The sequence below is a fragment of the Saccharothrix ecbatanensis genome (assembly GCF_014205015.1).
GTDB lineage: Bacteria > Actinomycetota > Actinomycetes > Mycobacteriales > Pseudonocardiaceae > Actinosynnema > Actinosynnema ecbatanense.
In genome coordinates, this window is sequence record NZ_JACHMO010000001.1 from 2,368,648 (window position 1) to 2,395,331 (window position 26,684).

A 26,684-nucleotide genomic window follows, 5' to 3' on the forward strand; every position below is an offset into this window, starting at 1 on the left:
GCGCGATCGTCAAGACCTGTCCACGCTGTGTCTCGATCCGTCGACGTCGGGTCCGCGTTGGTCCGTTCTGTGGCATGCATACGCCCATACGTGTCACTAGTTCACCCACCTGGGGAACGTGTGTTCGACTACGGTGGAACCCGTTGATCGAACTACATCACTCGGGGGTCTGCGGACATGAGGAAGCTGGCGGCACTGCTGGTCGCGGTGCTGGGGATCGCGCTGGTTCCGGGCACGGCGACGGCATCGGGCCTGGGGTGGGGTGCGACGTGGGCGGCCTCGCCGCACGCGCCGACGGACGTGTTCGGGCCGGGTTGGGGCACGGTCGGGTTCGACGACCACACCGTCCGCCAGGTCGTCCGGATCAGCGAGGGCGGCGCGGCGGTGCGCATCAGGCTGTCCAACGCGTACGGCACGTCGCCGCTGGTGGTGACGGGTGCGACGGTCGCGCGTGCGGAGGGTGGGGCGGCCGTGCGGCCGAGCACCGTTCGGCACGTGACGTTCGAGGGCCGGCGGTCGGTGACGGTGCCGGTCGGCGGTGAGGTGGTCGGTGATCCGGCGGCGTTGTGGGTGTCGCCGTTGAGCCGGGTGACCGTGACGCTGTACCTGGCCGAGCCGACCGGTCCGGCGACGGGCCACGGGTTGGCCAGTGCGACGAGTTGGCGTGCGTCCGGGGACCACCGGGCGGACGTGGCGGCGGACGCGTTCACCGAGACGTCGTCGTCGTGGTTCTACCTCAGCGCGGTGGAGGTGGTCGACTTCTCGCCCCGGCGTGAGGTCGTGGTGGCGTTCGGCGATTCGATCACCGACGGTGCGGCGTCCACTGTGGACGCTGACAACCGTTACCCGGACGAGTTGGCGGAACGGCTCGGTGGGCGGCTGGGCGTGGTGAACGCGGGTATCGGCGGGAACCGGGTGCTGAACGACTCGCCGTGCTTCGGCGAGAAGGCGCCGGCCCGGTTCGAGCGGGACGCGTTGGGGCAGGCGGACGTGCGCACGGTGCTGTTGTTGGAGGGCATCAACGACATCGGGTTCCCGCACTTCGCGCACGAGTGCACCACGCCGAACCCGGAGGTGGCGGCTGCCCAGTTGATCGCCGGGTACCGGGAGTTGATCGGCATGGCGCGTGCGGCGGGTGTGCGGATCGTGGGCGGCACGCTGCTGCCGTTCAAGGGGGCCGGGTACTACACCGACGCGGGTGAGGCGGTGCGGGACGAGGTGAACGAGTGGATCCGCACGTCCGGGGCGTTCGACGCGGTGGTCGACTTCGACCGTGCGTTGGCGGACCCGGCGGATCGGGACGCGTTGCTGCCGGTGTACGACAGCGGTGACCGGCTGCACCCGAACGACGCGGGCTACCGGGCGATGGCCGAGGCGGTCGACCTGTCCGTGTTGTAGCGGCACGAGTTCGACATCCAGCTCAGCTTCCGCATGATCGAGCAGAGCCTGGGCTGGGCCGCCCGCAACTGCGGTCGCATGAGCAGGTCGACCGGTGGACCTGGCTGGTCATCGCCGCCTACGCGAACAGGCCGAAACTCGGGCTAGCGTTCCCGCATCCGGGATCTGAGCACGTCGAACTCGCATCCCGGCGCGTCCGGATCGAAGCCGTGCTCGATCAGCCAGCGAGACGCCACCAGGCTGCGCAGTGACCACCAGGCGCGGATCACGTCCCGGTTCGCGTCGGCGCCGTACCCGGCAAGCAGGTCGTCCAGGCGTTCCTCGTGCCCGAGCGTCAAGGTGGCGAGGTCGAACATGGCGTCGCCGGGGGCTGCCTCGGACCAGTCGATGACGCCGGTGACCTCGTCGCCGTCGACGAACACGTGGGTGATCTGGAGGTCGCCGTGGATGAACACCGGTTCCCACGGCCGGAGCGCGGCCTCGGCGATCTTGCGGTTGCGCCGGATCACCTCGGCGGGCAGAACGGCGTTGGCGAGCAGCCACGCGCACTCGATGTCGAGTTCCGCCGCCACGTCGTCGAGGCTGGGCCCCGGCCACTGCGGCAACGGCGCATCGTGCAGCGTCCGTATGGCGGCACCCGCCGCAGCCCACGCCGACGGCGACGCAGACGACGGTTCGCCGAGGAGGCCGAGCGCCTTGCCGGGCACGGCGGCGATCGCGAGCACGGGCGGCTCGCGCCAGAGGATCGCCGGGGTCGGTATCGGCGCCATGGCCATCGCACGCACCTCGACGTCGGCGTGCGCCGGGTCGCCGTCGACCTTCAGGAACACGTCGCCGACGCGCAGTGTCGCGCGCCGGCTGTGGGCAACGACGACTTCAACCTCTTCCACACCGGTCATCCTGGCGAGGATGGCCGCCGATGTCGCCGGATTTCGCGGGGTGGCGGGACGCCGCTCAGCCAGGAAGCCCCTACTGGAGCCCAAAGCGGTGTCGGGAGGGTCTTTGTCGAATTGCGGTCGAACGTGCGTCGAATGGGAAGTCGTTGTCCGCCAACACTTCCCAATTCTGTGCACGGATGGTTACAGTGCGATTTGGGAGCGCTCCCAGCCCTTCCATGGTCGTCTTCACCATGGACATCCTCAACGAGGAGGAAGCGTGGCGCTGATATCCGTCCCTGCGAACAAGAGCCTGCTCGCCAAGGCCCTCGCGACCGCCATGGTCGTCGCCGGGCTCATGGCGAGCGTGCTGACCGGTGTCGCCGACGCGCACGGGTCGACCACCGATCCGCCGTCGCGCAACTACGGTTGCTGGCAGCGGTGGGGCAGTGATTTCCAGAACCCGACGATGGCCCAGCAGGACCCGATGTGCTGGCAGGCCTGGCAGGCTGACACCAACGCGATGTGGAACTGGAACGGCCTCTACCGCGAAGGTGTGGCGGGCAACCACCAGGGTGCGATCCCCAACGGGCAGCTGTGCAGCGGTGGCCGTACCGGCGGCATGCGGTACGCGGCGCTGGACAACCCTGGTCAGTGGAAGGCCGTGACCAAGCCGCGGCAGTTCACCCTGACCGTCACCGATCAAGCCCGGCACGGCGCGGACTACCTACGGGTGTACGTGACGAACCAGGGCTTCAACTCGACGACGCAGTCGTTGGGCTGGAACAACCTCCAGTTGGTCGCGTCCACCGGCCGTTACGCGCCGGCGGGCCAGTACCAGGTCGCGGTGAACGCGGGCAGCCGCACCGGCCGCCACATCGTGTACGTGATCTGGCAGGCCAGTCACTCGGACCAGTCGTACTACTTCTGCAACGACGTGGTCTTCCAGTAGATCGGCGGTGCGGATCCCGGCTCCCGGATGCTCGGGGGCCGGGATTCCGCTGTGCCCGGAGTTGGCCCGGTCAGATCCGGCCGACGCCGGCGCCTTGCGTGACCAGCGCCTTCACGTTGGCCGGGGAGTCGAGGGTGTAGGCGTAGTAGGTGCGGGGTTCGACGACGGTCCCGAGGGTCTCCGGCGTGCCCGAGTTGACGTAGATGTTGTTGCGCTCCACCACGCGGCCCGGTCCGCTCTTGTCGTAACCCGACAGGATCGGGTGCGCGACGTTCTCGAAGTAGTTGCCCTCGACCACGACACCGGCGTCCATTGTGGACGCGACGCCGTAGAGCGAGGTGCCGGCGTAGTAGTTGTTGTAGATGTGCACCGGCTCGGCGAACCGGATGCGCGGGTGGCGTTGGGCCGTGCCGTCGAAGAAGTTGTGGTGGTAGGTGACCCGCAGCTTGCCCCGGTCCAGGGTGTAGGTGTCGGAATGGCCGATCAGGGCCGTCTTGCTGTGGTCGTGGAAGTGGTTCCAGGACACCGTGACGTAGTCGGACTGGCGCTTGATGTCGAGCAGTCCGTCGTAGCCGCGGGACAGATCGCAGTGGTCGATCCACACGTGGTGGGCGGAGTTCGTGACGCTGATCGAGTCGTCCGAGGCGTTGGTGAACCGCAGGTTGCGGATGATCACGTTGTTGCCGGGGCGGGTGGTGGAGCCGAGTTGCAGGCCGCCGCCGGTGATCTCGGCGGTGGCGCCGACGCCGATGATGGTCTTGTTCGCGACCACGGTCACCATGCCGCCGAGTTGGATGCGGCCGGACACCGTGATGACGTACGGCTCCTTGCGGCCCACGTAGTCGGCGAGGGCGGCGGCGGTCGTCACGGTGACGGCCTGGCCGCCCGCGCCGCCGGTGGTGCCGTTCTGGCCCAGGGCGTTGACCCCGGCGAACCCGTTGGCGACGTTCTGGATGACGATGTCCTGGGCGCCGATGTCCTGCGCACCACTGTCCTGCGCACCACTGTTCTGCGCACCACTGTTCTGGGGATCGGCCGGTCCGGCCCAGGCGGCGCGCGGGGCGGTGGCGGCGACCACGGCGAGTGCCGTGCCGGTGAGCAGGCGTCGTCGGTTGATGGGGCTCATGCGTGTTCTCCTGGCTGTGCGGGCTCAGATCCGGCCGACACCGACGCCGCCGGGGACGGTGCTCGGCAGGGTCGAGGGGTTGTCCGGGGTGTACGCGTAGTACGTGCGGGGTTCGACGACGGTCCCGAGGGTCTCCGGGGCGCCCGAGTTGACGTAGATGTTGTTGCGCTGCACCACCCGGCCCGGTCCGCTCGCGTCGTAGCCGGAGTAGATCGGGTGCGGGACGTTCTCGAAGTAGTTCGCCTCGACCAGGACGCCGGCGTTCATCGTGGACGCGACGCCGTACAGCGCGTTGTCGCGGAAGTAGTTGTTGTAGACGTGGATCGGCTCGCCGAACCGGACCCGCGGGTGTCGTTGGGCGGTGCCGTTGAAGTAGTTGTGGTGGAACGTGACGCGCAGCTTGCCGGCGTCCTGGCTCGCGTTGGAGTCGGAGTGGCCGAGCAGCGCGGTCTTGCTGTGGTCGTGGAAGTGGTTCCAGGAGACGGTGATGAAGTCCGCGCCCCGGACGATGTCGATCAGCCCGTCCTGGCCGCCGCTGAAGTCGCAGTGGTCGATCCAGATGTGGTGCGAGGACTGCTGGACGCTGATGGCGTCGTCGTCCGCGCCGCTGAACTTGAGGTTGCGGATGATGACGTTCTGCCTGCGGTACATGTCGAGGCCGCCGCCGCGGATCTCGGCGCCGGGCAGGCCGATGACGGTCTTGTTCGAGCGCAGGCCCTGTTTGCTGCTGAACGTCATGATCCCGTCGACCTGGATGACGTAGGGCTCGTTGCGGTCGCAGTAGTCCAGGAAGGTCTCGGTGTCCCGCACGGTGACCACCGGGCCGCCCACACCACCGGTGGTGCCGTTCTGGCCGAGGGTGTTCGTGCCGGCGAACCCGTCGGCGGTCTGGAACGGCTCGGCCCACACGGGGTTGGTCCGGGCCGGGCTTGAGTGGGCAGCACGTGCGGTCACGGCGGTGAGCGCGGTGGCGGCGGCGCCCGCGAGGAGGCCGCGCCGGCTGAGCCTGCTGATGTCGTTCATCGTGGTTTCTCCTCTGGATGCGACCGGTCAGATGCGCAGGGCAGGTGCGGCAGGGCAGGTGCGGCAGGTCAGGTGCGGCAGGTCAGATGCGGCAGGTCAGATGCGGCCGGTGCCCGCACCGGCGGGCACGATCGTGGGGACCTCGGCGGCCCGGTTGAGGGAGTACGCGTAGTACGTGCGGGGCTCGACCACGGATCCGCGCACTTCGACCTGGTGGTTGCACTCCACGAGGATGTTGTCGCGGGAGACCATCCGGCCGAGGTCGCCGCTGAAGTCGACGCGGCCGGGGTTGTTCACGCTGAAGAAGTAGTTGCCCTCCAGCACCACGCCCGCGTTCATCGCCGAGGCCACGCCGTAGCTGTTGTCGCGGTAGTAGTTGTTGTAGACGTGCACCGACTCGCCGAACCGGACCCGCGGGTTGCGCTGGTCGGAGCCGTCGAAGTAGTTGTGGTGGTAGGTCACGCGCAACCGGCCGATGTCCTGCGCGCCGTTGTCGTCGTCGTGGCCGAGGAGCAGCGTCTTGTCGTGGTCGTGGAACCTGTTCCACGAGACGGTGACGAAATCGCTGCCCCTTTTGATGTCGACCGCGCCGTCGTCGCCGTTGGAGAAGTCGTTGTGGTCGATCCAGATGTGGTGGCTGAACATCTGCACGTTGATCAGGTCGTCGGTGGCGCCGGTCAGCGCGAGGTTCCGGATGATGATGTTGTGCACGGCGTTCGCCGGGGGAGTGGTGACGCGGTCGTCCGCCGGCTGGCCGATGGTGAGGCCGCCGCCGACGAGTCGGGCGTCGGCGCCGAGGCCGATGATGGTCTTGTCCGACGCGACCTTGTGCATGCCGTCGGTGGTGCCGGTCGGCAGCGTGATCGTGCCCTTGACCTGCACGACCAGCGGTTCCGGGCGGGCGATGTAGTCCAGGAACTGGGCGGTGTTAGTGGCGGTGACGACCGCGCCGCCCGCGCCGCCGGTGGTGCCTTGTTGACCGAGTGCGGTGACCGAGGCGAACCCGTCCGCTGTGGTCGCGGCCAGCGCCGGCGTGGCGCCGGGGAGGACGACCAGGGTCGTGGCGAGCATGACGGCGGCGGTGACGACCTTCGGCAGGGCGCGCGTGTTCCCGACAAGTGTGCGCATGGGAATTTCCTCTCCCGTATGAGGGTGAGTGCAGGGTTTTATCGGGAAAGCGCCTTCCCTTTCGCACCGTAGCGCAAGTTTCGGGCGTGTCAACGGCCGATGGCAGGCTGGGTCCGATGTTCACATATGTGGCCGGACTATTCGACGGAGAGGTTCACATATGTGTCGGGGAAGGCCGGTTGAACACCCATTCCGGGTGGCCTGGAATTCGCCGGACGGCATTCTCGACGGTGTGGAGACCCACCCGGGAGTCGAACCCGGAATCGACGGCTTTGCAGGCCGCCTCACGACCGTCGTGACGTGGGTCGGGCGCCCCCTCCGGGGCGTTGCTGGTCTGGAACCACCGACCGCCGCCCTCCGGGTCGTTCCCGGTGAGTCGCGGTGGCGCGGGTTCCAGCGGCGCCCCCACCAGGAGTCGAACCTGGGACCTCGCCGTTCGTAGCGGCGCGCTCTGTCCTGCTGAGCTATGAGGGCATGGTCGTGCGGACAATTCTTGAGGGCTGCCGATAATGGACGTCCGAGAATCGGCGGCCGCAGTATTCGAATCGCTTTTCGGGGTGCGCGAAAAGAGAAAGCCGCCCTGGTCGGTTTCCCCGACGGGCGGCTCCCTTGACCGGACCTTTCAACAGGTCACGGCGGGGAGCCCGGACTGCCCGGACAGCGTCGACGAGTGTTCGTCATGTCCCCTCCCGGGCTCGTTGTGTGTTTCCATGATGCACACCGGCCCGCACCGCGGTCAAACCATTTAGGACATCTTTTCGAATCCGGTGGCGGCTGTCCCGCGGGTTGGACAGAATCCCGGGGTGACCACCGCACGACGCCTGCTGAAGGCCATCGACCGACTCCCGTACGGCGCGCGTCAGCGCCTCCTCGCCCGCACGGCGCGCGAGCTGGCCGCCACCGGGGAGCTGGACGCCCTGCTGTGCGACCTTGACGGTCGAGGCGAGTTCGAACGGCGCGTGGCGTTGCACCTTGCCTACGTGGCGCGCGATGGCGCGTACGTAGAGCAGTGCCTGTCCGCCGGGCAGACCTCCGTGGTCCGCCAGGCGATCGGCGCGGCGATCCGATTGGACCTGCCCGCCGAAGTGTTCCTCGCCCGGCTGCCGCACCTGCCGACCGCGCTGCGCCAGACCTTCTACAGCGCCATTCGCCGTCATGGTCGCGGGGCGTTGGCGGAGCGACTGTTGCCGGTGGTGCGCGAGACGTTCGGTGATCATGAGGCCGCCGGTCTGCTGCCGGTGTGCTCATCGGCGGTGGTGATCGAGGCGCTGCCGGACCTGGAGCACGCGATCGCCAACTGGGGCGCGTTGGGTCGCAGCCACCCGACGGTCCTGCTGGACTTCGTGACCGCCGAGCTGTCCGCCGTCACGCCGGTGTGGTGGCCGGACGTGTGGCGGCGCTTCGGCGACGCCGCGGCCGGTGCCGCGGTCGCCGAGCCGGACCGGGTGCTGGACCTGCTCGAACGCCTCCTGCCGCACGCGCCGCTGCCGTGGCAGATCGACCGGGTCATCGGCGGTTTGGCCCGGCACGCGCCCGAGCGGGTCGCGCGGATGCTGGTCGACCCGCGCCGCACCGGGCACCTGCCCCAACGTCAGTCCCTGTGGCGGGCGCTCGCCGTGATCGGTGACGACGAGCTGATCGCCGTCGCCCGTTTGCTCGACGGGTCTCGCCTGGCCCGGTTCCTGCACGCGATCGCGCCGTCACGGCGGGCGGCGGTGTTCACCGGCGCGCTCGACGACCGCCCGGACGCGCCGCTCGACGCCGTGGACGAACTGCCGTCCGCCGCACGGCCCGCCGTCGCCCGCCGGCTGCTGGCCCTGCGCCAGGTCGCGGACGACCCGGCCCGCCGACTGGCCGTCACCGCCCGGCTGGCGTGGGCGGACGCCCGTGACACCCTGCTCGCCGCGACCCGCCGTGCGACCGCCGACGAACGCGCCGAGGCGTACCCGCTGTACCTGGCCGCTGCCGCCGCCACCCGAGACCCGGAGGTCGTCGGCGGTGTGATCACGGGCCTGACCAGGCTCGCCAACGAGCAGGACCCGGTCCGGTCCGTCGCGATCGCCGCGCTCGCCGCGATCCCGGGGTGGCTGTTCCGCCCGGACGAGGCCGACGCGCTGGTCAAGTTGATGGTCGACGCGACCGAGGCCCGCGACTGCTCGTGGCAGACCCAGCAGGCCGTGCGCGCGCTGGCCGACACGGTGATCCGCGAGGGCGCGATGTCCCTCCGTCCTCAGCTGGTCGAGGCCGGGCTGACCGGGTTGGCGCACATGAGCCGGAACGCGCCGTGGATCAGCCTGAACGGGTTGGACCGGCTGCCACGCGGCGCCGAGCACCAGGTTTTCGAGGCGCTGCGACCGCGGATCACGGCCGACGCCCGGCTCGGCCGGTTCGAGGTGCTGCTGGCCGTGGCCGCCGGTCTCCGCCGACGCGCGTGGGACATGGGTCCGTTGCAGGAGCTGCTGGACGAGGCGCGGTCGGCCAAGGACGACGGTGTCGTGCGGCGCGCGGTGGAGCTGTGGCTGGCGCCGTCGGCACAGCGGGACGAACGGGTGGAGCGCGTGTTCGCCGACGACCCGTCCACCATCACGTTGCACCCGGTGCGGCAGGCGATCGCGTTGCGGCGCACGGATTTGCTGGACCGGGTGATCGGCCGGTCGCCGCACGGCCGGTTCCTCAAGCGCGGTGTGCGGTACGTGCCGCCGTTCGAGGGCTGCTTCGACCGGTGGCTGCCGCGTCAGGTCACCGCGTTCGCCGCCGAGCTGACGGACGTCGCCACGTCTCCCCGTGCCAGCGCGTTCGAACGCAGGGCCGCCGTCAGTTCGTTGGGACGGGTGCCGGGCTCGGTGAACCTGGTGCGCGGGTTCGTCGCCGACCGCGAGACGATCGTGGCGGAGGCGGCGCTGGCCGCGTTGGCGTGGACCGACGAACCCGGCGACGTGCTGCCGGACCTGCTCGCCCACGTCGGGACCGACCGTGCGCGGGTCGCCGTGTACGCGTTGGGCCGGTGCGCCCGGTTCACCATGCCCGAACGGCTCGGCGCGCTGCTCGCGCCCGTGCTGGAAGGGCAGAAGGTGACCGCGCGCAAGGAGGCCGTGCGGCTCATCGCGAAGCACCGCACGCCGGGCGCGGTCGTGGCGTTGACGGGGGCGTGGGAGAACGGCCACCGGGACGTGCGGCGCGCGCTGGTGTCCGCGACCCGCTGGTTCCTGGACGACGAGGCCGCGTGGGACCTGCTGGGCCGTGCCGTCGCGGACGAGCACGCGGTGGCGGGTGCGGTGCTCGACCTGGGCCCGGACGTGGTGGCGCGCCGGCACCGGGCCCGGTACGCGGAGCTGGTGGGGGCGATCGCGGGCTCGGCCGACCCGGACACGGCAAGGCTGGGCCTGGCCGCGTCGCCGTCGTGGATCCGCTGGTCGGACAGTGGCGCGGAGCCGCTGGTCGACCGCGTGACCGATCTCGCCGACACGGCCACGTGGCGCTATGCGCTGTCGGCGTTGGTGCGGCTGTCCGCCACGACGGCCGACGTGACGCCGCTGCGTGCCGTGGTCACCGCGCTGCTCGCCGCGGACGGTGAGTTCGACGCGGTCGAGGATCGGGATCTGCCCGCGCGGCAACGGATCGCCGCGCTCGTCGGGGAGTTGTCGGGCACGCGGAACTCGGAGCACTCGCGTGCGGCGGCACGGACGCTGATCCCGAGCCTCGCCGCGGCCGGATACGGGTCGTGGGCGGTGAACCTCGCGGTGGTCGCCGTCGCGTGGGAGGAGGAAGGCGCGGACCTCGACGGGTTGCGCGAGGTGGCCCGCCTGGCGGTGCGGCCGACGCTGGCGCGGCAGGCCGCGGGCGAGCTGACGGCCGTGCTTCCGGACGTCATGCGGCGGTCGTCCCCGGCACGGCTGCTCGACGTGGCGAACGCGCTGGCCGGCTCGGGTGCGGCGGCGCTGGCACTGGGGATCGCGATCCCGGCCGGTCGTGACGCCGGGTGGCCCGAGGGGTGGCGTGAACTGCTGCGCGGCCTTCGTCGGCACGACGACCCGGACGTGCGCGAGGCCGCGTCCGCCGTGTTCACCAGTCAGGAGTGAACACGGCTACGCCTCCGTGCCGCGTCAGGACACCACCAGCGAGCGCGCCATCTCCCGGAACGCCGGCAGCTGATCCGGGTGGGTGGCGGGGTCGAAGTCGCCGGCGATGACGATGTAGCCGTCGTCGGTGAACACGATGGCGGCGTACACGGTCTCGCCACCGCGGCTGCCGGCGCCGGTCAGCTCGAAGCCGGGCAGGCCGGCGATCTCCACCTCGGCGGTCGAATCCGCGGACGGCTTGGCCGGCAGACCCTTGAACCGCGTGACGGCGAACGAACGGCGCTCGCCCTCGGCGACCAGGGCCTGTCCCAGGGACGGCGCGGCGAGCAACTTGGGCGCGTCCGCGCCGGACTCGCCGCCGAGGGTGAACAGGACCGCCCCGCCCACGGCGTCCTTGCGTTCGTACCCGGCGGCCGGGGCGAGGTCGAAGCCGAGATCGCCCGCGGCCGTCTCCGCGCTCCACCGTGCGCTGGTCAGCACCGCCAGCAGGTCGTCCGCGGTGAGCGACCCGTCCTCCTCCGCGGTGCCGCTGATCAACACGACGGTGTCGTCCGCGGCCAGCACGGCGATCGCCTTGGCGTAGGTCTGGCCGGACTGGCGCTGGACGCCGGACGCCACGATGGCCGGGCGGCCGGCGATCGTCAGCCGCCGCACCTCGCCCATCTCCAGCCCCTGCTTGGCGGCCTTGGCCCCGGTGAAGCCGGTGGCCATCTCGTTCATCACCTCCTGCGGCGTCTGGTCGTTCACGGGCATGGTCGTCACCACGATCGAGTTCCGGGTTCCCGGCTCGCCCAAGCCGGACAGCCTCTCGTCGACCGTCATGCCGTCCGGCACACGCAGGAGGATGTTGGTGCGGGGGATGGCGGCGAAGTCGCCGAGCGCCACCGGGTCCGCCGAGATCGTGGTGGCGGACGTGGACTGCGACGTGGACGACCCGGCGGTCGGCGTCAACTGCCCGGCACAACCGCCCAGCAGCACGACGCCGCACAGCGCGACGACGGGCAGCATTGTTCTCGACGACATTCCGGAATCCCCCACGATGGCAGCCAGGTGCGACGCGCGAGACGCTACCGTTCGCCGAGGGCCGGGCGAAATCCGAAACGGCTGGTCAGCGCATGATCGCGGGGTGCGGCGAGTTCAGGCAGGCGTCAACCGGGATCGCAGCGTCAACCGGGATCGCCGCGTCAGCCGGGGTCGCCGCGGCGCTTGCGGTGCACCACCCAGCCGAAGTCGACGATCAGCACGACCACGATCACCGCGAGCAGCACCGCGAGCCACGTCAGACCCGCCCGAACGCACAGCCACGCCGCCACGCCGTTGAAGACGACGCCGAACCCGGCCAGCCACAACCGCAGGGTCAACGCGCTGCGCGGCGGTGCGGGTGGTGGCAGGTCGTCGTCCGGTTGGCGGGGCGGGGTCACGTCCGCCACTCCTCCTGCCAGCCGTGGTGCGTGTCGTAGGCGGCGGCGACCATCTCCAGCACCGACCGGTCTTCGGTCCGCTCGATCTCGCCGCGCAGCCACCGCGCCTTCTCCTCGAACGGCACGGCCACGCGCTCGTCCTGCGCGTGCGCCGAGCCGGGCACGAGCAGCAACTCCCGGCCGTCGTCGGACCGCAGGATCCTCAGCCGTCCCCGGAGTTCGGCCTCGTCCAGGAGCGGCGAGTGGTCCTGTTCCAGCCGTTCCTCGTCTTCGGTGAGCCGGTCCAGGACGAACCGGCGCAGGTCCTCATCCGACAGGCGTTTCGGCTCCACGTCCATGGGCACGGGGTATCCCGTTCCCGCCCGGCCACACGTGCGGGACAGGCCGGGCACGATGGCGGGATGGACCTGGTGCCCCTGGCCGAGCGGTTGCTCGGTATCCGCTCGACCGCCGACCGGCCCGACGAGCTGCGCCGGGCGTTGGACTTCGTGCTCGACGTCGTCGGACCGGGCTTCACCGTGGAACGGTTCGAGGCGGGCGGGAAGCCGAGCGCGCTCGTCTACGCGGGCGGGCGTCGGCCGCACTTCCGGGTGATCTTCAACGCGCACCTGGACGTCGTGCCCGGCGCGGACGACCAGTTCCTGCCGCGTCGTGACGGCGACCGCCTGATCGGCCGCGGCACGCAGGACATGAAGCTGTCCGCGCTGGTGCTGGCCTCGGTGTTCCGCGATATGGCAGCCCGGCTGCCTTACCCGATCGGGCTCCAGCTCGTCACCGACGAGGAGGTCGGCGGGCGTCACGGCACCCTGCACCAGTTGGAGCAGGGCGTGACCGGGTCGTTCGTGGTGATCGGGGAGCACAGCGCGCTGCGGGTCGTGAACGAGTCCAAGGGCCTGATCACCGCACGGCTGCACGCGGTCGGACGTGCCGCGCACGGCGCGTACCCGTGGCTGGGGGACAACGCGTTGCTCAAGCTGATGCGGGCGGTGGACGGCGTGCTCACCGCGTACCCGGTGGCGACGGCGGAGGCGTGGCGGACCACGGTCAACGTCGCCCGCGTCTCGTCCGGGAACCAGGCGCTCAACCAGGTGCCCGCGGACGGGACCGCGTGGCTGGACATCAGGTTCCCGCCGCAGGACAGCGACTTCGCCGGCCGAACGTGCGACGAGATCGCCGCCCACCTCACCGCCCTGTGCCCGCCCGGTGTCACGGCGGCGGTCGACCACGCCGAACCACCGCACCGGGCTGATCCGGCTGGCGTCGACGTGCTCGCTTTGCAGCGCGCCGCCCGTGCCCAGGGGTATTCGGGGGAGCTGCTGCGCAAGCACGGGGCGGCCGACTCCCGGTTCTTCTTCCAGCGGGGGATGGACGCGGTGATCTTCGGCGTCGGCGGGGACGGGCAGCACGGGGCGGACGAGTACGCCGACCTGACCACGGTCGAGCCGTACCGGCGCGCGCTGACCGCGTTCTTGGAGGGGATCGCCGAACGTGAGGGCATCGCCAAGCGCGTTGCTGAACCCGACGGCATTGCAGAAGCCGAGGGCGTCGAACCTGAAGGCATTGCAAACCCGTAACGCAGTGGTTACGCTTCCTGGTGTGGACGAGGTGGCGGCAGCGATCGCCGACCCGGTGCGGCGGGAGATCCTGGAGATGCTGCGTGACGAAGCGCGGCTGTCGGCCGGGAACATCGCCGAGCGGTTCGCGATCAGTCGGCCCGCGGTGAGCAGACACCTGCGGGTGCTGCGGGAGAGCGGGTTGGTGCGCGACGAGACGGTGGGCCGGCAGCGGTTCTACGTGCTCGACGCCTCCCGCCTGACGCCGTTGGCGCAGTGGCTCGCCTTGTTCGAGCGCTCGGGCCGTCCCGCGGACCGGCCTTCGGGCTGGGAGCACCACCTCGACGCCCTCGAAACCGAGGTCTACCGCGCCCGGCGGGAACGCCGCCCCGACAAACCTGACGAATCTGACAAACCTGACGAATATGACGAATATGACGAATCCGAGGAGAACACGGCATGACCCCCATCCCCACCGGCCGGCTGTTCCGCACCGACACCGGCAGCGACCTGGTGCTCACCAGGACGTTCCGCGCGCTCGCCGACGATGTGTGGGCGAGCCTGACCGAGCCGGAGCGCACCGCCCGGTGGTTCGGGCCCTGGGAGGGCGAAGGGCGGCCGGGTAGCACGGTCAAGGTGCAGATGGTGTTCGAGGAGCAGGAGCCGTGGGTCGACGTTCGCATCGAGGCGTGCGACCCGCCTCAGCGGCTGTCGCTGTCCATGGCCGACGAGGCCGGCTCGTGGCGGATGGAGCTGGTGCTGTCCGAAGTGGACGGAGTCACCGAGCTGCGACTGGTGCACCACCTGGACACCGAGGAGGGCCTCGGCGAGGTCGGTCCCGGCTGGGAGTACTACCTCGACATGCTGCTCGCGTCCCGAGCCGGTAAACCCCTGCCGTCCTTCGACGACTACTACCCGTCGCAGAAGGCCCACTTCGAGTCCCTGACCACGGCCGTCGACTTATGAGCGTGGCGGCTGCACGGCTGTGAACTGCGGAGTTCCCGGATCGGGGGTACCGTTCGAGGCGCAGCGGGTTGAGCCAGCAGCCACTGCCTTCTTCGACCCCCGAGGAGGCTGCGGGCCGTGAGAGCAGAGCGATTCGACCACCCGTTCCGGGTGGAACGGCAGGTGCACGGCTACGCCGTCGTCGTACGGGTGGCCGGCGAGGTGGACGCGTTGACCGTCCGCGAGCTGAAACGCGAGATCGCGGTCGGCCTGGCGCTGGCCACCCCGCCCGCCCCGGTCGTGGTGGACTTGACCGAAGTCGAGTTCTTCGCCGCCGCAGGCCTGAACGAACTGCACCGCGGTCACTTGGCGGCGCAGGCGGCGGGTGTGATGCTGCGCGTCGTCGCCTGCCACCGTCACGTGCTCCGGCCGTTCGAGATCAGCGGCCTCGACCACGAGCTGAGGCCGTGCCGAACGCTGGCGGAAGCACTGGTCGTGCGAACCCCCAACGGCGTCCGCAAACTCACCGTGCCCGACGTGACGCACGCCAGCGGCGCCCGCTGACCCGAGTCGGTCGGCCGCGTGGGCCAGCCGCGTGGGCCAGCCGCGTGGGCCAGCTGCGTGGGTTGGCCGCGTGGGTTGGCCGAACGGTGCAGTGCAGTACACCGGCCGAGCGTGCCAACCCCAGCGCGTCGCCGTGCGGGCCGAGGCCCGCATGGTGACCCGTCGTGCTTTGTCACGTGCACCGGCCGGTGGCGCTGCCGCAACCGGGTGACGGTGAGCCCAACCCAGCGGGCTGCCGGGCGCGTGAACTGAGCGGGCTGACGTGTCGCGCCAGCCGAGTTGAACCGGAGTGGCGGCGGGTGGGTCCGCCTTGCGGGCGGACCTAGCCCGCCCGTCGAGCGGGATGGACGCCGCGCCAACCAAGTACGCCGAACCGAGCTAGCCGGGTGCACCAGCGGGGCGCGCTGCCGCAACCGACCGTGCGGCCAACCCAGCGAGCTGCCGGGCACGCGAGCTGAGCGGGTTGATGTGTCGCGCCAGCCGAGTGTGCTGACCCGTAGTGGTAGCGGGTGGGCCAGCCCTGCGGCGAAGCTATCGCCATGCCGAAACGGGATAGCCGCCGCGCCAACCCAGCGCACCCACGTCCTGCTAGCCAACTGCACCGGCCGGGCGCTGCCGCAGTGTCGTGACTCAGCGGTCCGCCCGGCGTGCTGGCTGTGGGTGGTTTCCCGGCGCACCGGCCGATTGGTCGTCGTGCGGTTGGCCGGGCGCTCACCCAGCGTGGTGGTAATCGAGCGTGTTAACCGGGCGTGCTTGCGGAGCGTTGGGCGGCGCGTTAACCCGGCGTGGTAGTCGAGCGGTACGGAAGGCGGCTAACTCGGCGTGGTTGCGGAGCGTTGAGCGGTGGGCGAGCTGGGTGGGGCCCGGAGGTTGGCGGCGGCCGAGCTCGGTGTGGTCGCGGAGGGTTGGCGGTGGGTGAGCCCGGTGTGGTCGCGGAGGGGTAGGGGTCCGCGGTGGGCGAGTCGGGTGTGGCATGGAGGGTTGGGCGGTCGGCGGGTCTGGCAGGGGGTTGAGTGGGCGCTAACCGAGTGGGCTGGCGCTAGCCGAGTGTGCTGGCGTAGGCCAGCGCGCCCAGCGCGGTGGTGGTGGCGAGGGTGGTCAGGACTGACCGGCGGCTTGGCTTTGGGCCGTTCGAGGCCAGTCGTAGCCCGCCTGGCACGAGCGCCACGCATAGGCCGACGACGGCGATCACCGATGTGACCTCCGTGCCCTTCAACACGCCTAGCGGCAGCAAGCACATCGCGGCCAAAGCGAGTGCGCGGGCTGGGCCTAGGACGCCGCTGCGGTAGGCGGCGAACGCCAGAACCAGCCAGCCGAACAGGATGGTGAACGACAGGAAGCTGAACAGGTGCACGTTCTGGTACGACGTGCCAACGAGATCGGTGGCGGCCTGAGCGCCGTGGTGCTCCACCAGACCGTGTGCGGCCTGGTCGATTCCGGCGTGGAACGTGCGTTCCAAGAGGCCTACGAGTACTAGGCAGCCACCCCATGCCGCCAGGAGGGGCCGGGTTCTCCCGATTTGGTGCGTCAGCGCGACTACGGCCGGGGCCAGCAGCACGGTCCCGGCGATGAACGCGGTGTGCGCGGCGGTCATCAGGGCCGGGTGGGTGGCGACGGCAGCCAGCTGGTCAGGGAAGAAGTAGTGGAACGGCCACCGCAGCAGGACCGCGACCAGCAGGAGCACCGGGCCGAAGACCATCGCGGTCGCGGTGAGCCAGCGGCCGGGGAAGGTGTGGTGGGTTGTCATGGGGATGACTTTGGCGGGCGGGGGGTGGTTTCGGATCGGCCTACGGTCCGAAGTGGAGGATCAGACCAGGGTCCTATGCCGCCGGAGGAACGGGCGGTCGCCAAGCGGCACGTCGACCATCGGCCCGGCCGCGCGCAGCACCACGTCGAGCGCCCGTGCCGGATCCGACATGTAGACCTGACTGAACCACGCCATGTTCGCCTCCACCACCGCGAGCGTGGCGCGAGGGTCGTTCGGCGGGCCGGTGAGACCGACGTCCACCACGACCGCGGAGGGCAGGCCGGGAAGGTTCGCCGCGAACGCGCATACACGGGCCGCGTCGGGGCAGTCGGCCAGCGGCGCCGGGTCGAGGCGCCCCCACGTCGCGTATCGCGAGCCCGTGCGCACCTCGCCGTCGAGCAGGAACAGGCGGAACTCCGCAGCGAACTCGACCACATCGGCCACCAGCACGGCCGTGTCGGCAGGCAGGTCGGCCGGCAGTTCACCGCCGTGCTCGTAGACGCGGGCAGTGAAGCTCTTGCTGCTGGGCGGTTTCACGAACACCCGATCGGGCCGAGAACGGGCTTCGCCGAGCGTGGTCGCGTGGATCCGGCGGCCGACGAGAGACAGCGGTAGCCCCGGAAGCCAGTCGTCGGCCGGTTCGAGCAGGCAGAGGTCAGGGCGGAGGTCAGGGCGGAGGTCGGCGACGAGACGGTCGGCGAACAGGGGTCCGCCGTAGTAGTGCACCCGCACCGCGGAGGCCACTGCCGGAACCACAGCGGAGACCACGGCCATGCCCCGATCCACCGCCGCGCGGGCAAGCGGACCGATCGTGGGCAGCGCAGCGGGCGGGACGAGCAGGGAGCCGGTCATGGTCCGGACATCGTGCGGACGAAGGAGCCGTCCGTCGAGCGAATAGTCCGCCGGCACGCCTCCGTAGGCTACTGCGGGTGATCGACTACGAGTGGCGGGGCACGTTCGAGAACGGCGAGCTCAACGCACTGCATGCGGAAGGCTTCGATCACCCGCCGTTGGACGACGACTGGTGGGGCCGGGTCACCCGGCACAGCCTGGGCTGGGTCACCGCACGCCGCGACGACGAGCTGCTGGGATTCGTCAACGTGGCCTGGGACGGCGCGATCCACGCGTTCATCCTCGACACCCTTGTCACCGGAACGGCACAACGGCAGGGCGTCGGACGACGACTCGTCGCCACGGCGGTGGACGGCGCGCGGGCCGCCGGGTGCGAGTGGCTGCACGTCGACTTCGACGACCACCTCAAGCCGTTCTACTTCGACAGCTGTGGCTTCCAGCCCACCAACGCGGGCCTCATCGCGTTGTGAGAACCAGCGTGTGAGGAACCCCTTGCGGGCGTCACCGCGTGTAGGTCGGCCGGACACGGGTAGTCGGCGGAGGACTGCCGACAAGGAGGAGCACGTGGATCCGATCAAGCCCGCCAAGGTCGTGAAAGAAGCCCTGGAGAAGGCGGTCGAGAAGGTCGCCGACCTGGTCACACCGCCTGCCCCGGGCAAACCCGCCGGCGTATCGCCACCCGTGGACCCGCCGAACCGGCCACAAGGCCCGCTACCCCGCAAACCCGACCAAGCGTCCCCCTCGACGCGGACCGCCACCGGCGCGGAGACCGGGGCCGCCGCGGACACCCGTGGCCAGCAGGCCGAATACCTCACCACCGCCCAAGGCGCACGCCTGTACGACACCGACCACTCCCTCAAAGCCGGTGAACGCGGCCCGACGCTGCTCCAAGACCACCACCTGCGCGAGAAGATCACCCACTTCGACCACGAACGCATCCCCGAACGGGTTGTCCACGCCAGGGGCGCGGCGGCACACGGCGTCTTCGTCGGCTACGGCACCGCCGCCCAGGTCTGCAAGGCCGGTTTCCTGGCCGAGGGCGTGACCACCCCGGTGTTCACCCGGTTCTCCACGGTCGTGGGCTCGCGCGGCTCGGCGGACACGGTGCGTGACACTCGCGGTTTCGCCACGAAGTTCTACACCGCCGAGGGCACGTTCGACCTGGTGGGCAACAACATCCCGGTGTTCTTCATCCAGGACGGCATCAAGTTCCCCGACATCATCCACGCCGTCAAACCGCACCCCGACCGCGAGATCCCGCAGGCACAGAGCGCGCACGACACGTTCTGGGACTTCGTGTCCCTGCACACCGAGGCCACCCACCACCTGTTCTGGCACCTGTCCGACCGGGGCATCCCGCGCTCCTACCGGATGATGGAGGGCTTCGGCGTCCACACGTTCCGCCTGGTCGACGCCAAGGGCGCCACCACGCTGGCCAAGTTCCACTGGAAGCCGAAGCTGGGCGTGCACTCCCTAACGTGGGAGGAGGCGCAGCTCATCAACGGCATCGACCCGGACTTCCACCGCCGCGACCTCGCCGACGCCATCGAATCCGGCGCGTTCCCCCAGTGGGAGCTGGGCATCCAGGTCTTCCCGGACACGCCGGAGCAGACGTTCGAGGGCATCGACCTGCTCGACCCGACCAAGATCGTGCCCGAGGAACTGGCTCCGGTGCAGCCGATCGGCATGCTCACGCTCAACCGCAACCCCACGAACTTCTTCGCCGAGACCGAGCAGGTCGCGTTCCACGTCGGGCACCTGCCGCCGGGCATCGACGTCACCGACGACCCGCTGCTGCACGCCCGACTGTTCTCCTACCTCGACACCCAGATCACCCGGTTGGGTGGACCGAACTTCGCGCAGATCCCGATCAACCGGCCGCACGCGCCGGTCAACGACATGCTGCGCGACGGGTTCCACCAGCACGCCGTGCAGAGCGGTGTGGCGCCGTACAAGCCGAACACGCTGGACGGCGGCTGCCCGTTCATGGCGGGCGCGGACGTCGGCGCGTACGTGGAAGTCGCCCAACCGGTGGCCCAGTCCGTCAAGCAGCGGGAGGCGCCCGCGTCGTTCGCCGACCACTTCACCCAGCCGCGCCTGTTCTACCGCAGCCTGAGCCCGGTGGAGCGCGAGCACGTGGTGCGGGCGTTCACGTTCGAGCTGGGCAAGTGCTACGAACAGTCGATCCGGGAACGCGCGCTGCGGATCCTGGCGAACGTCGACGCCGAACTGTGCGCGCAAGTGGCCGACGGTCTCGGCCTGCCCGCGCCGGAAGCGACGAAACCGGTCGGCGAGGTGACGCCGAGCCCGGCGTTGTCGCAGATCGGGCAGGTGTGGCCGACCGCGGGCCGGATCGTCGGCATCGTGGTCGACGCGGAGAACCAGGCGAGCCTCGACGGCCTGCACGAACTGCGTCAGGCGATCAACGCCGCCGGCCTCACGCCGTTGGTCATCGCCGCACGCGGCGGGCATTTGGAGGACGGGCTGGAAGCGCAGCGGACGTTCCTCACCGCCCGCTCGGTCGAGTTCGACGCCCTGCTCCTGGCCGCCGCGCCACCGCCCGCCCCGGACGCGCTGCCGAGCCGTGACGACAAGGCCGCCGCCCAAACCGCCGTCGACCCGCGCGTGGTGCTGATGATCGAGGAGTGCTACCGGCACGCCAAGGCGATCGGCGCGTGGGGCGACGGCCCGACCGCGCTGCTGGAGGCGCGGGTCGCGCCGGACGACCTCGGCATCGTCGTCGGCGACTCCCCGGCCGGCGTGTTCCAGCAGGTCCAGGAGCTGCTCGGGACGCACCGCGTGTGGGACAGGTTTCCCGCCACCGTCGTCTGACGATCGCAAGGTGATCGTAAGGTGATCATCGGTCGAAACGGATCGCCGAGGTCGGGGGACCGGCCAGAATGCAGCGGGTGAACGACAAGGCGCCGGCCGACGGGGACGCGGCCGGCGCCACCGTCCCGAGCCCTCTGCCGAGAAAGCCGATAGTGACCGCCATTCCCGGTGACCGCGACGCCTCGACCCTCGTGCTGATCTGCGACCACTGCGGTCGCACCTACCCGGAGCCGAGCCCCGAGTGGGCGGGCCTGTGGCAGGCCGCCACCGCCGCCGGGTGGGGCGGCCGGGGCAGACCCGTCGGACCGCACCGGTGCCAGGTCTGCGCCGTTTGACCCGTGTACGTCAGCGGGCCTCGCACAGGCCGAAGCCACCCGGTTTCCATCCGGCAGCGAATCAAGCGGATCCAGCGGATCAGCCCGCCACGGCGTCCCGCTCCGACTTCACCCGGGTCAGCAGGTACCCGGCCACCGCGGCGAGCGGGAACATCACCACCCCGTACACGGCGGCCGGCACGGCGAGTTGCTCGCTGCCGAGCACGGTCACCGCGACCGTGATCGCCAACGTGCTGTTGTGGATGCCCACCTCGAACGCCGACGCGATCGCCTGCCGCTTGCCGACCTTCGCCAGCCGGGGGATCAGGTAGCCGGCGGTCAGGCTGCACGCGCAGAACAGCACCGTCACCAGCCCGATGTCGGCCAGGTAGCCGCCGATGTTCTCCCGTTCGGCGACGATCGTGCCCGCGATGACGGCCACCAGCACCACCGCCGAGAAGATCCGCACCGGCTTGTCCGCCCGGTCCGCGAACGCGGCCGACCAGCGGCGCACCAGCATGCCCAGCACCACCGGCACCAGCACGATCGCGAACACCTGCGCGACCTTGCCGAACTCCAACCCCACCGCGCCCTCGGCCGACGGCTCGAAGTAGTCCAGCGCGAAGTTGACCACCAGCGGCAGGGTCGCCACGGCGAGCACCGAGTTCACCGCGGTCAGCGTGATGTTCAGCGCGACGTCACCGCGGAACAGGTGGCTGAACAGGTTCGCCGTGGTCCCGCCGGGCGACGCGGCCAGCAGCATCATGCCGACCGCCAGCACCGGGTTCAGCCCGAGCACCACGACCAGCCCGAAGCACACCACCGGCAGCAGGATGAGCTGCGTCGCCAACGCGACCGCCACCGCTCGCGGCTCCCGTGCGATCCGGGCGAAGTCGGCGACCGTCAACGACAGCCCGAGCCCGAACATGACCACGGCCAGCGCGATCGGAAGTCCGACGCTCGTCAGTGCGGAGTCCACGGCGACCACCTGCGTTTCTGCGTCGAGCCCGGCATCGGGAGGAGCCGCATCTTCCCCCAGAACGGGACGGAATGGGGAGGCCCGACACCGGTTCGATGGCATTCGGTGATCAAGGCGTGCGAGCACGCCGACCGTGTCGTGAGCGTTGAATTCGGGGGTCCTGAACGTAGGACACGGTTGTTCTGAACGTAGGACTCGCGGGTTCTGAACGTAGGACTCGCGCGGTGGGAGGGTTGGCTGTTAGCGTTAACAACGCGTGGGCGCGGTGCCTCGGCGGCGCATCGCGCCCGCGTGCGCTACCGACTTCCCAGTTGCGCCAGCGTGCGGCCGACGTTCTGCTCCACGATGTCCAGCATCCCGGCCCGGTGGGGGAAGTCGCCGTCCAGCAGCCTGAGCGGTCCCGCCACCAACGACAGGTAGGTGGCCAGCCGGTACAGGCGCAGCCGGGCGGGGTCGAGGTCCGGGTTCGCGAAGTGGCGGTAGTGGGGACCGAACCTCAGCTCCAGGAAGGCGTGCTCCCACTCGACGTCGAAGAACACCGCGCCCTCGATGTCGATCAACACCGGCTCGTCGCGTTCGGCGTCGACGAGGACGTGGTCGGGGCCTAGCTCGCCGTGGACCAGACCGAATCGGGATCGCGGCGCGACGTCGGCATGTCTCGTCCGCAGCCGGTCCGCCAGCCGATCCCGCACGGCGTCGAGCCGGTCGACCCGGTCGGCGGACGCGGTGAGGTTGGTGAGTGCTTGGCGCAGCACGACGTCTTCGAGGCGTTCGAGCTTTTCGAGGGGTTCGTGCGGCTTCGGGTCGGCGGTGTGGGCGTGCATGTCCCGCACGGCGGTCCCGAGCTTGGCCAGCACGCCTTCGGCCCGCTGCGGATCACGGGCCGTCAACTCCTCCAACGTGCCGCCGCGAACGTCCTCGACCACCGCCACGTCACCCAGCGGCCCACCGGCCTCGCGCAGCAGCACCCGGGGCGCCCGGACGCCTACGGCCGACAGCCGGTCGTGCGCCTGTCGGAACAGTTCCAACCCGGTGGTGTGCTGGAACGGGCTGTCCGGATCCACCGGCGCGTCCGGCCAGAAGTCCTCGTCGGGGTGCCACACGTAGGCGATCCCGCTGGTGCCGTCGGCCAATCCGAGCCGGTAGACACCCTTCTTCGTGCCACCCCGCAGCCGCTCGACCGACACCAGGTCCGGGTTCCGAACACGGCCCGTGTGACACCGCGCAGGTCTTCGAGCCCGAGGTGCTTCCGCACGGCAGGACCGGGTCCGCTCTCGTCCGATGGCATGTCCGCCATGATCGCGCACGGGCACGCCGCCCGGTTCAGGGCAGGATCGAGTCGACGTAGCCGCCGTCCACGCGCACCGCCGCCCCGGTCGTCGCCGACGCCTGCGGTGACGCCAGGTACACCACCAGGTTGCCGATCTCCTCCGGCTCGATCAGCCGCCCCAGCAGGGACTGCGGCCGGTGCAGGCGCATGAACTCGCGCTGCGCCTCGTCCCACGGCAGCGATCGGTCCACCAGCTGGTAGACGAAGTCCTCGACCCCGCCGGTGTGCGTCGGCCCGGCGATCACGCAGTTCACCGTCACCCCGCTGCCCGCCGCCTCCTTGGCGAACCCCCGCGACACACCCAGCAGCGCCGTCTTCGACACCCCGTAGTGGATCATCTCCGCCGGGATCGCCACGGCCGAGTCGCTGGCGATGTACTGCACCCGCCCCCACCCGCGCTCCCGCATCCCCGGCAGGTACGTGCGGGTCAGCCGGACGGCCGCCAGCACGTTCACCTCGAAGTACCGCCGCCACTCGTCGTCGCTGATCTCCAACGCCGGCTTCGCGCCGAAGATGCCGACGTTGTTCACCAGCACGTCCACCTCGGGCAGCTCGGCCGCCAACGCCGCCGCCCCGGCCTCCGTGGACACGTCCGCCGGCACGCCGACCAGGTTCGCCCCCGGCACGTCCTCCCGCAGCCGCGCCACCGCCGCGTCCACCGCCTCGGCCTTGCGCCCGTTCACCGCCGTCCGAGCCCCGGCCCGCGCCAACGCCGCCGCGATCGCCTCGCCGATGCCCTGCGTAGATCCGGTGACCAGCGCCGTCTTCCCGCTCAGATCCAGGTGCATGCCGACGATGATCGCGCAGCCGGCCCGACCCCGCCGGTCACGAGTACAGCGCCCCCAGGAACTCCACCAACAGCCGTTCCCGCAACGCCGGACGTGCCGCGGCGAGCAGCGTGTTCACCGTCGCCATCCGTTCGGGCAGGCCGGTGTCCCCGGTCATGCCCGCTGCCGCGAGCAACCCGCCGAACTCCTCCGGCGTGAGCGAGTCCGGCTCCAACCCGCCGATGAACTCCAGGACCTCAGGCGCCACCGCGACCGGTCCGGCCTCCACCGCCGCCTTCACCGACGCCCGCAGGTCGGCCAGCAACTCCGACTCCTGCCCGTGGTTCGCCGCCGTCACGGTCAGGTGCAGGTTCGCGGGGGAGGAGCGGTAGGCGAACTGCGGCTGCACGTACCAGTTCCGCGCCTTCATCTCGTCGGCCACGGTGAACACGTCGAAGTCGTCCCGTGACGCCGCGACCGCCAGCAACGTCGACGAGGGCGCGCCCAACACCCGCAACCCGTCGATCTCCGCGATGCCCTCGCGCAACACCCGCGTGCTTTCCAACGCCCGCAACGCCAACGATCGGTACCCGTCGTCACCGATGTGCCGCAGCACCGCCCACGCCGCCGCCAACGGCCCACCTGATCGAGTGGACTGGGTCGTCGAGTTCAACATCGTGTAGCCGGGCCAGGCGGCCGACGCGAAGTACTGGGACCGGCGCAGGTCGGCCGACGCATGCAGCAGCACGGACGTTCCCTTGGGGCAGTACGCGTACTTGTGCAGGTCCACCGAGATGCTGGTGACGCCCGGCACCGAGAAGTCGAACGGCGGCACGTCGGGCCCGTGCGGCAGGACCCATCCGCCGATGCACGCGTCCACGTGGAAGCGCACGCCGTGTGCCGCCGCAGCAGCAGCGATGTCCGCGATCGGATCGACCACCCCGTGCGCGTACGACGGCGCGCTCGCCACCACCAACACCGTGGACGAGTCGATCGCCGCCGCCATCGCCGCCGCGTCCGCCTGGAACGTCACCGGATCCACCGGCACCGCCACCACCCGCACCCCGAAGTAGTGCCCAGCCTTGTGGAACGCCGCGTGCGCCGTCTCCGGCAACACCATCGAAGGCCGCTCGACGTCCGGCCGCGCATCCCGTGCAGCGACGACCGCGAGCAGGCACGACTCGGTGCCGCCGGACGTGACCGTGCCGACCGTCCGGTCATCGCCGCCCAACAACCGCGCGGCCGTGCGCACCACGTCGTTCTCCAGCCGCAGCAGGCTCGGGAACGCGGTCGGGTCCAGGCCGTTCACCGATGCGGCCAACGCGTGCGCGGACGCGGCCAGCTCGTCCAACCCCGGCAGCGCGCTGTCGTACACGTAGGCCAACGTCCGACCGCCGTGCGTGGGCAGGTCGCCGGCCCGCAAAGCACGCAGCTCGGCCAGAACGCCATCGGCGGACACGTCGGTCACCGGGTCTCCTCACGCAGCAGGGGAAGGGCCGCCAACGCCAGCACGGCCGGGATGACGGTGAAACCGAGCAGCGCGGCCGTCACCGCGCCGGAGGACTGCACGGCCGAGCCGTCGGTGCTCGCGGTGTACCCGCCCAACGCCAGGACCAGCCCGTACACGCCCGGACCGAGTGCCAGGCCCAACGTCTCGCCGGCCGTCCACACGCCGGAGAACAAACCCGCCCGTGTCGCACCGGAACGCTGTTCCTCGGCGGTGATCACGTCCGGCAGCATGGCCAGCGGGAACACCTGCATGCCCGCGTAACCCACGCCGATCACCGCCATCAGCGCCAGCACCGCCGTCACCGGCAGCACCCGTGACGCGGTCAACCCGGCCACCGCGACCGCGAAGAGCGCCGAAGCGGCCACCAACCCGACCCGTTTGCCGTATCGGCGGCCGACCCGTTGCCACAGCGGCATGACCAGCAGCGCGGGGCCGACGAACCCGACGAACAGCACGGTCTGCAAGCCTTGCTCGCCCAATACCAGTCGGGCGAAGTAGTCGACGCCCGCCAACATCGTGCCAAGGCCCACGGCTTGCGCCACGAACACGGTCAGCAGCAGCCGGAACGCCCGCGACTCGCGAACCACCGCCAACAGCTCGCCGACACCGGCCGCCGACGCCACCCGACGTGAGGCCGGGACCCGGCGCGTGCCCACGAACGTTGCCAGCGTGCCGACGACCATCAGCGCCGCGACCGCCACGCCCATCCCCGGATACCCGACGAGATCCCGCACCGCCGGCGCACCCGCGCCGCTGATCAGGATGGCCAACGCCAGGAACGCCATCCGCCACGCCATCAGCCGGGTGCGCTCGTCGTAGTCCTCGGTGATCTCGGCGGCCATCGCCACGTACGGCACTTGGAAGAACGCGTAGGCGGTCGCGCAAGCGAGGAACACCAACGCCACGTACGCCGCCGCGCCGGTTCCGGTGAACGGCCCGGCGAAGAGCAGGGCGAACAGGACCGAGGTGGCGAGCCCGCCGTGCAGGAGGAACGGTCGCCGGACACCGGCCCGGTCGCTGATCCGACCGGCGACCGGGTTGAACAGGACGTCCCATGCCTTCGGGGCGAGGACCAGCAGTCCGGCGAGGGCGGCGGGCACGGCCAGGCTGTCGGTCAGGTAGGGCAGCAGGAGCAGGCCGGGCACCGTGGCGAACGCGCCGGTGACAAAGGACCCCGCCGCATACCCACCCCGAACCCCGCCCGCAATCTGCCGCATAGGCGGAGAAGTTTCGCATTCCACCCACTACCTGCGCGAGGGCCACTTCGGGCATCGGGCGGCGGGCAGTGC

At 70.6% G+C, this 26,684-nt stretch carries 24 protein-coding genes and 2 tRNA genes; 10 read left to right on the forward strand and 16 right to left on the reverse strand.

From position 1 onward, the window contains the following. Window positions 1-177: 177 nt before the first annotated feature. Entirely contained in the window at window positions 178-1,398 is a 1,221-nt protein-coding gene (locus tag F4560_RS10125) for an SGNH/GDSL hydrolase family protein (protein ID WP_184918933.1), read from the forward strand. Between the two features lie 143 nt (window positions 1,399-1,541). Here F4560_RS10125 and F4560_RS10130 read toward each other — a convergent pair whose 3' ends face one another. After that, window positions 1,542-2,297, reverse strand: coding sequence for a phosphotransferase family protein (locus tag F4560_RS10130; RefSeq protein ID WP_184918934.1), 756 nt, complete (start codon window positions 2,295-2,297; stop codon window positions 1,542-1,544). 316 nt (window positions 2,298-2,613) lie between these two features. Between F4560_RS10130 and F4560_RS10135 the strand changes: the two genes are divergently transcribed. Then, window positions 2,614-3,225 (forward strand): lytic polysaccharide monooxygenase auxiliary activity family 9 protein, encoded by a 612-nt coding sequence (locus tag F4560_RS10135; RefSeq protein WP_184929025.1) that lies wholly within the window; start codon window positions 2,614-2,616, stop codon window positions 3,223-3,225. Between the two features lie 70 nt (window positions 3,226-3,295). Here F4560_RS10135 and F4560_RS10140 read toward each other — a convergent pair whose 3' ends face one another. The 5 genes from F4560_RS10140 to F4560_RS10160 all read right to left on the reverse strand — a co-directional run bounded on the left by F4560_RS10140 (window position 3,296) and on the right by F4560_RS10160 (window position 6,976). Beyond that, a complete protein-coding gene (locus F4560_RS10140; protein WP_184918936.1) occupies window positions 3,296-4,351 on the reverse strand; it encodes a pectate lyase family protein in 1,056 nt (351 codons plus the stop codon). 24 nt (window positions 4,352-4,375) lie between these two features. After that, window positions 4,376-5,374 (reverse strand): pectate lyase family protein, encoded by a 999-nt coding sequence (locus tag F4560_RS10145; protein ID WP_184918938.1) that lies wholly within the window; start codon window positions 5,372-5,374, stop codon window positions 4,376-4,378. Window positions 5,375-5,470: 96 nt separating this feature from the next. Further along, window positions 5,471-6,502: a pectate lyase family protein gene (locus F4560_RS10150; RefSeq protein WP_184918941.1), complete on the reverse strand. Its 1,032-nt coding sequence runs from the start codon at window positions 6,500-6,502 to the stop codon at window positions 5,471-5,473. Window positions 6,503-6,735: 233 nt separating this feature from the next. Next, window positions 6,736-6,809: transfer RNA gene (locus F4560_RS10155), tRNA-Cys, on the reverse strand. 93 nt (window positions 6,810-6,902) lie between these two features. Next, window positions 6,903-6,976, reverse strand: a tRNA-Arg gene (locus F4560_RS10160). Between the two features lie 329 nt (window positions 6,977-7,305). Between F4560_RS10160 and F4560_RS10165 the strand changes: the two genes are divergently transcribed. Beyond that, on the forward strand, window positions 7,306-10,581 hold the full coding sequence (locus F4560_RS10165) for a hypothetical protein (RefSeq protein WP_184918943.1): 3,276 nt from the start codon (window positions 7,306-7,308) through the stop codon (window positions 10,579-10,581). Window positions 10,582-10,605: 24 nt separating this feature from the next. Here the strand turns inward: F4560_RS10165 and F4560_RS10170 are convergent, their stop codons facing one another. The 3 genes from F4560_RS10170 to F4560_RS10180 all read right to left on the reverse strand — a co-directional run bounded on the left by F4560_RS10170 (window position 10,606) and on the right by F4560_RS10180 (window position 12,340). Next, window positions 10,606-11,604: a hypothetical protein gene (locus F4560_RS10170; protein ID WP_184918945.1), complete on the reverse strand. Its 999-nt coding sequence runs from the start codon at window positions 11,602-11,604 to the stop codon at window positions 10,606-10,608. A gap of 161 nt (window positions 11,605-11,765) precedes the next feature. Continuing rightward, entirely contained in the window at window positions 11,766-12,002 is a 237-nt protein-coding gene (locus F4560_RS10175) for a DUF6343 family protein (RefSeq protein WP_184918947.1), read from the reverse strand. Beyond that, window positions 11,999-12,340 carry a hypothetical protein gene (locus F4560_RS10180; protein WP_184918949.1) on the reverse strand — a complete coding sequence of 114 codons (342 nt, stop codon included), beginning with the start codon at window positions 12,338-12,340 and terminating at the stop codon, window positions 11,999-12,001. The genes F4560_RS10175 and F4560_RS10180 overlap by 4 nt, the downstream gene beginning before the upstream one ends. A 63-nt stretch (window positions 12,341-12,403) precedes the next feature. On the opposite strand from F4560_RS10180, the gene F4560_RS10185 reads away from it, so the two are divergent. From F4560_RS10185 to F4560_RS10200, 4 genes are all read left to right on the forward strand, one after another. Next, window positions 12,404-13,576, forward strand: coding sequence for a M20 family metallopeptidase (locus F4560_RS10185; RefSeq protein WP_184918951.1), 1,173 nt, complete (start codon window positions 12,404-12,406; stop codon window positions 13,574-13,576). A 22-nt stretch (window positions 13,577-13,598) separates the two neighbouring features. Beyond that, window positions 13,599-14,018 carry a metalloregulator ArsR/SmtB family transcription factor gene (locus tag F4560_RS10190; protein ID WP_184918953.1) on the forward strand — a complete coding sequence of 140 codons (420 nt, stop codon included), beginning with the start codon at window positions 13,599-13,601 and terminating at the stop codon, window positions 14,016-14,018. Continuing rightward, entirely contained in the window at window positions 14,015-14,521 is a 507-nt protein-coding gene (locus F4560_RS10195) for an SRPBCC family protein (RefSeq protein ID WP_184918955.1), read from the forward strand. Before F4560_RS10190 ends, F4560_RS10195 begins: the two co-directional genes overlap by 4 nt. 117 nt (window positions 14,522-14,638) lie before the next feature. Beyond that, the gene (locus F4560_RS10200; RefSeq protein WP_184918957.1) at window positions 14,639-15,064 is read left to right on the forward strand and encodes an STAS domain-containing protein; all 426 of its coding nucleotides are present in this window, start codon (window positions 14,639-14,641) and stop codon (window positions 15,062-15,064) included. A 1,039-nt stretch (window positions 15,065-16,103) separates the two neighbouring features. Here the strand turns inward: F4560_RS10200 and F4560_RS10205 are convergent. Both F4560_RS10205 and F4560_RS10210 read right to left on the reverse strand, forming a co-directional pair. Next, entirely contained in the window at window positions 16,104-16,811 is a 708-nt protein-coding gene (locus F4560_RS10205) for a hypothetical protein (protein ID WP_184918959.1), read from the reverse strand. A gap of 60 nt (window positions 16,812-16,871) precedes the next feature. Continuing rightward, a complete protein-coding gene (locus F4560_RS10210) occupies window positions 16,872-17,663 on the reverse strand; it encodes an ATP-grasp domain-containing protein (protein ID WP_184918960.1) in 792 nt (263 codons plus the stop codon). Window positions 17,664-17,740: 77 nt separating this feature from the next. Between F4560_RS10210 and F4560_RS10215 the strand changes: the two genes are divergently transcribed. The 3 genes from F4560_RS10215 (at window position 17,741) to F4560_RS10225 (ending at window position 20,830) form a co-directional block, all read left to right on the forward strand. Beyond that, window positions 17,741-18,133: a GNAT family N-acetyltransferase gene (locus F4560_RS10215; RefSeq protein WP_184918962.1), complete on the forward strand. Its 393-nt coding sequence runs from the start codon at window positions 17,741-17,743 to the stop codon at window positions 18,131-18,133. Window positions 18,134-18,227: 94 nt separating this feature from the next. Further along, a complete protein-coding gene (locus tag F4560_RS10220; RefSeq protein WP_184918964.1) occupies window positions 18,228-20,495 on the forward strand; it encodes a catalase in 2,268 nt (755 codons plus the stop codon). 77 nt (window positions 20,496-20,572) lie between these two features. Further along, window positions 20,573-20,830, forward strand: a complete 258-nt coding sequence (locus F4560_RS10225; RefSeq protein ID WP_184918966.1) for a hypothetical protein — start codon at window positions 20,573-20,575, stop codon at window positions 20,828-20,830. A gap of 79 nt (window positions 20,831-20,909) precedes the next feature. On the opposite strand, the gene F4560_RS10230 is transcribed toward F4560_RS10225, so the two are convergent. The 5 genes from F4560_RS10230 to F4560_RS10250 all read right to left on the reverse strand — a co-directional run bounded on the left by F4560_RS10230 (window position 20,910) and on the right by F4560_RS10250 (window position 26,612). Then, window positions 20,910-21,788: a bile acid:sodium symporter family protein gene (locus F4560_RS10230; RefSeq protein WP_184918968.1), complete on the reverse strand. Its 879-nt coding sequence runs from the start codon at window positions 21,786-21,788 to the stop codon at window positions 20,910-20,912. Window positions 21,789-22,084: 296 nt separating this feature from the next. Beyond that, a complete protein-coding gene (locus F4560_RS10235) occupies window positions 22,085-22,975 on the reverse strand; it encodes a phosphotransferase family protein (protein ID WP_312869015.1) in 891 nt (296 codons plus the stop codon). A gap of 136 nt (window positions 22,976-23,111) precedes the next feature. Then, window positions 23,112-23,906: an SDR family NAD(P)-dependent oxidoreductase gene (locus F4560_RS10240; protein ID WP_184918969.1), complete on the reverse strand. Its 795-nt coding sequence runs from the start codon at window positions 23,904-23,906 to the stop codon at window positions 23,112-23,114. A 37-nt stretch (window positions 23,907-23,943) separates the two neighbouring features. Beyond that, a complete protein-coding gene (locus F4560_RS10245) occupies window positions 23,944-25,344 on the reverse strand; it encodes a pyridoxal phosphate-dependent decarboxylase family protein (RefSeq protein ID WP_184929026.1) in 1,401 nt (466 codons plus the stop codon). A 5-nt stretch (window positions 25,345-25,349) separates the two neighbouring features. Continuing rightward, window positions 25,350-26,612, reverse strand: a complete 1,263-nt coding sequence (locus F4560_RS10250) for an MFS transporter (RefSeq protein ID WP_184918971.1) — start codon at window positions 26,610-26,612, stop codon at window positions 25,350-25,352. Window positions 26,613-26,684 lie beyond the last annotated feature (72 nt).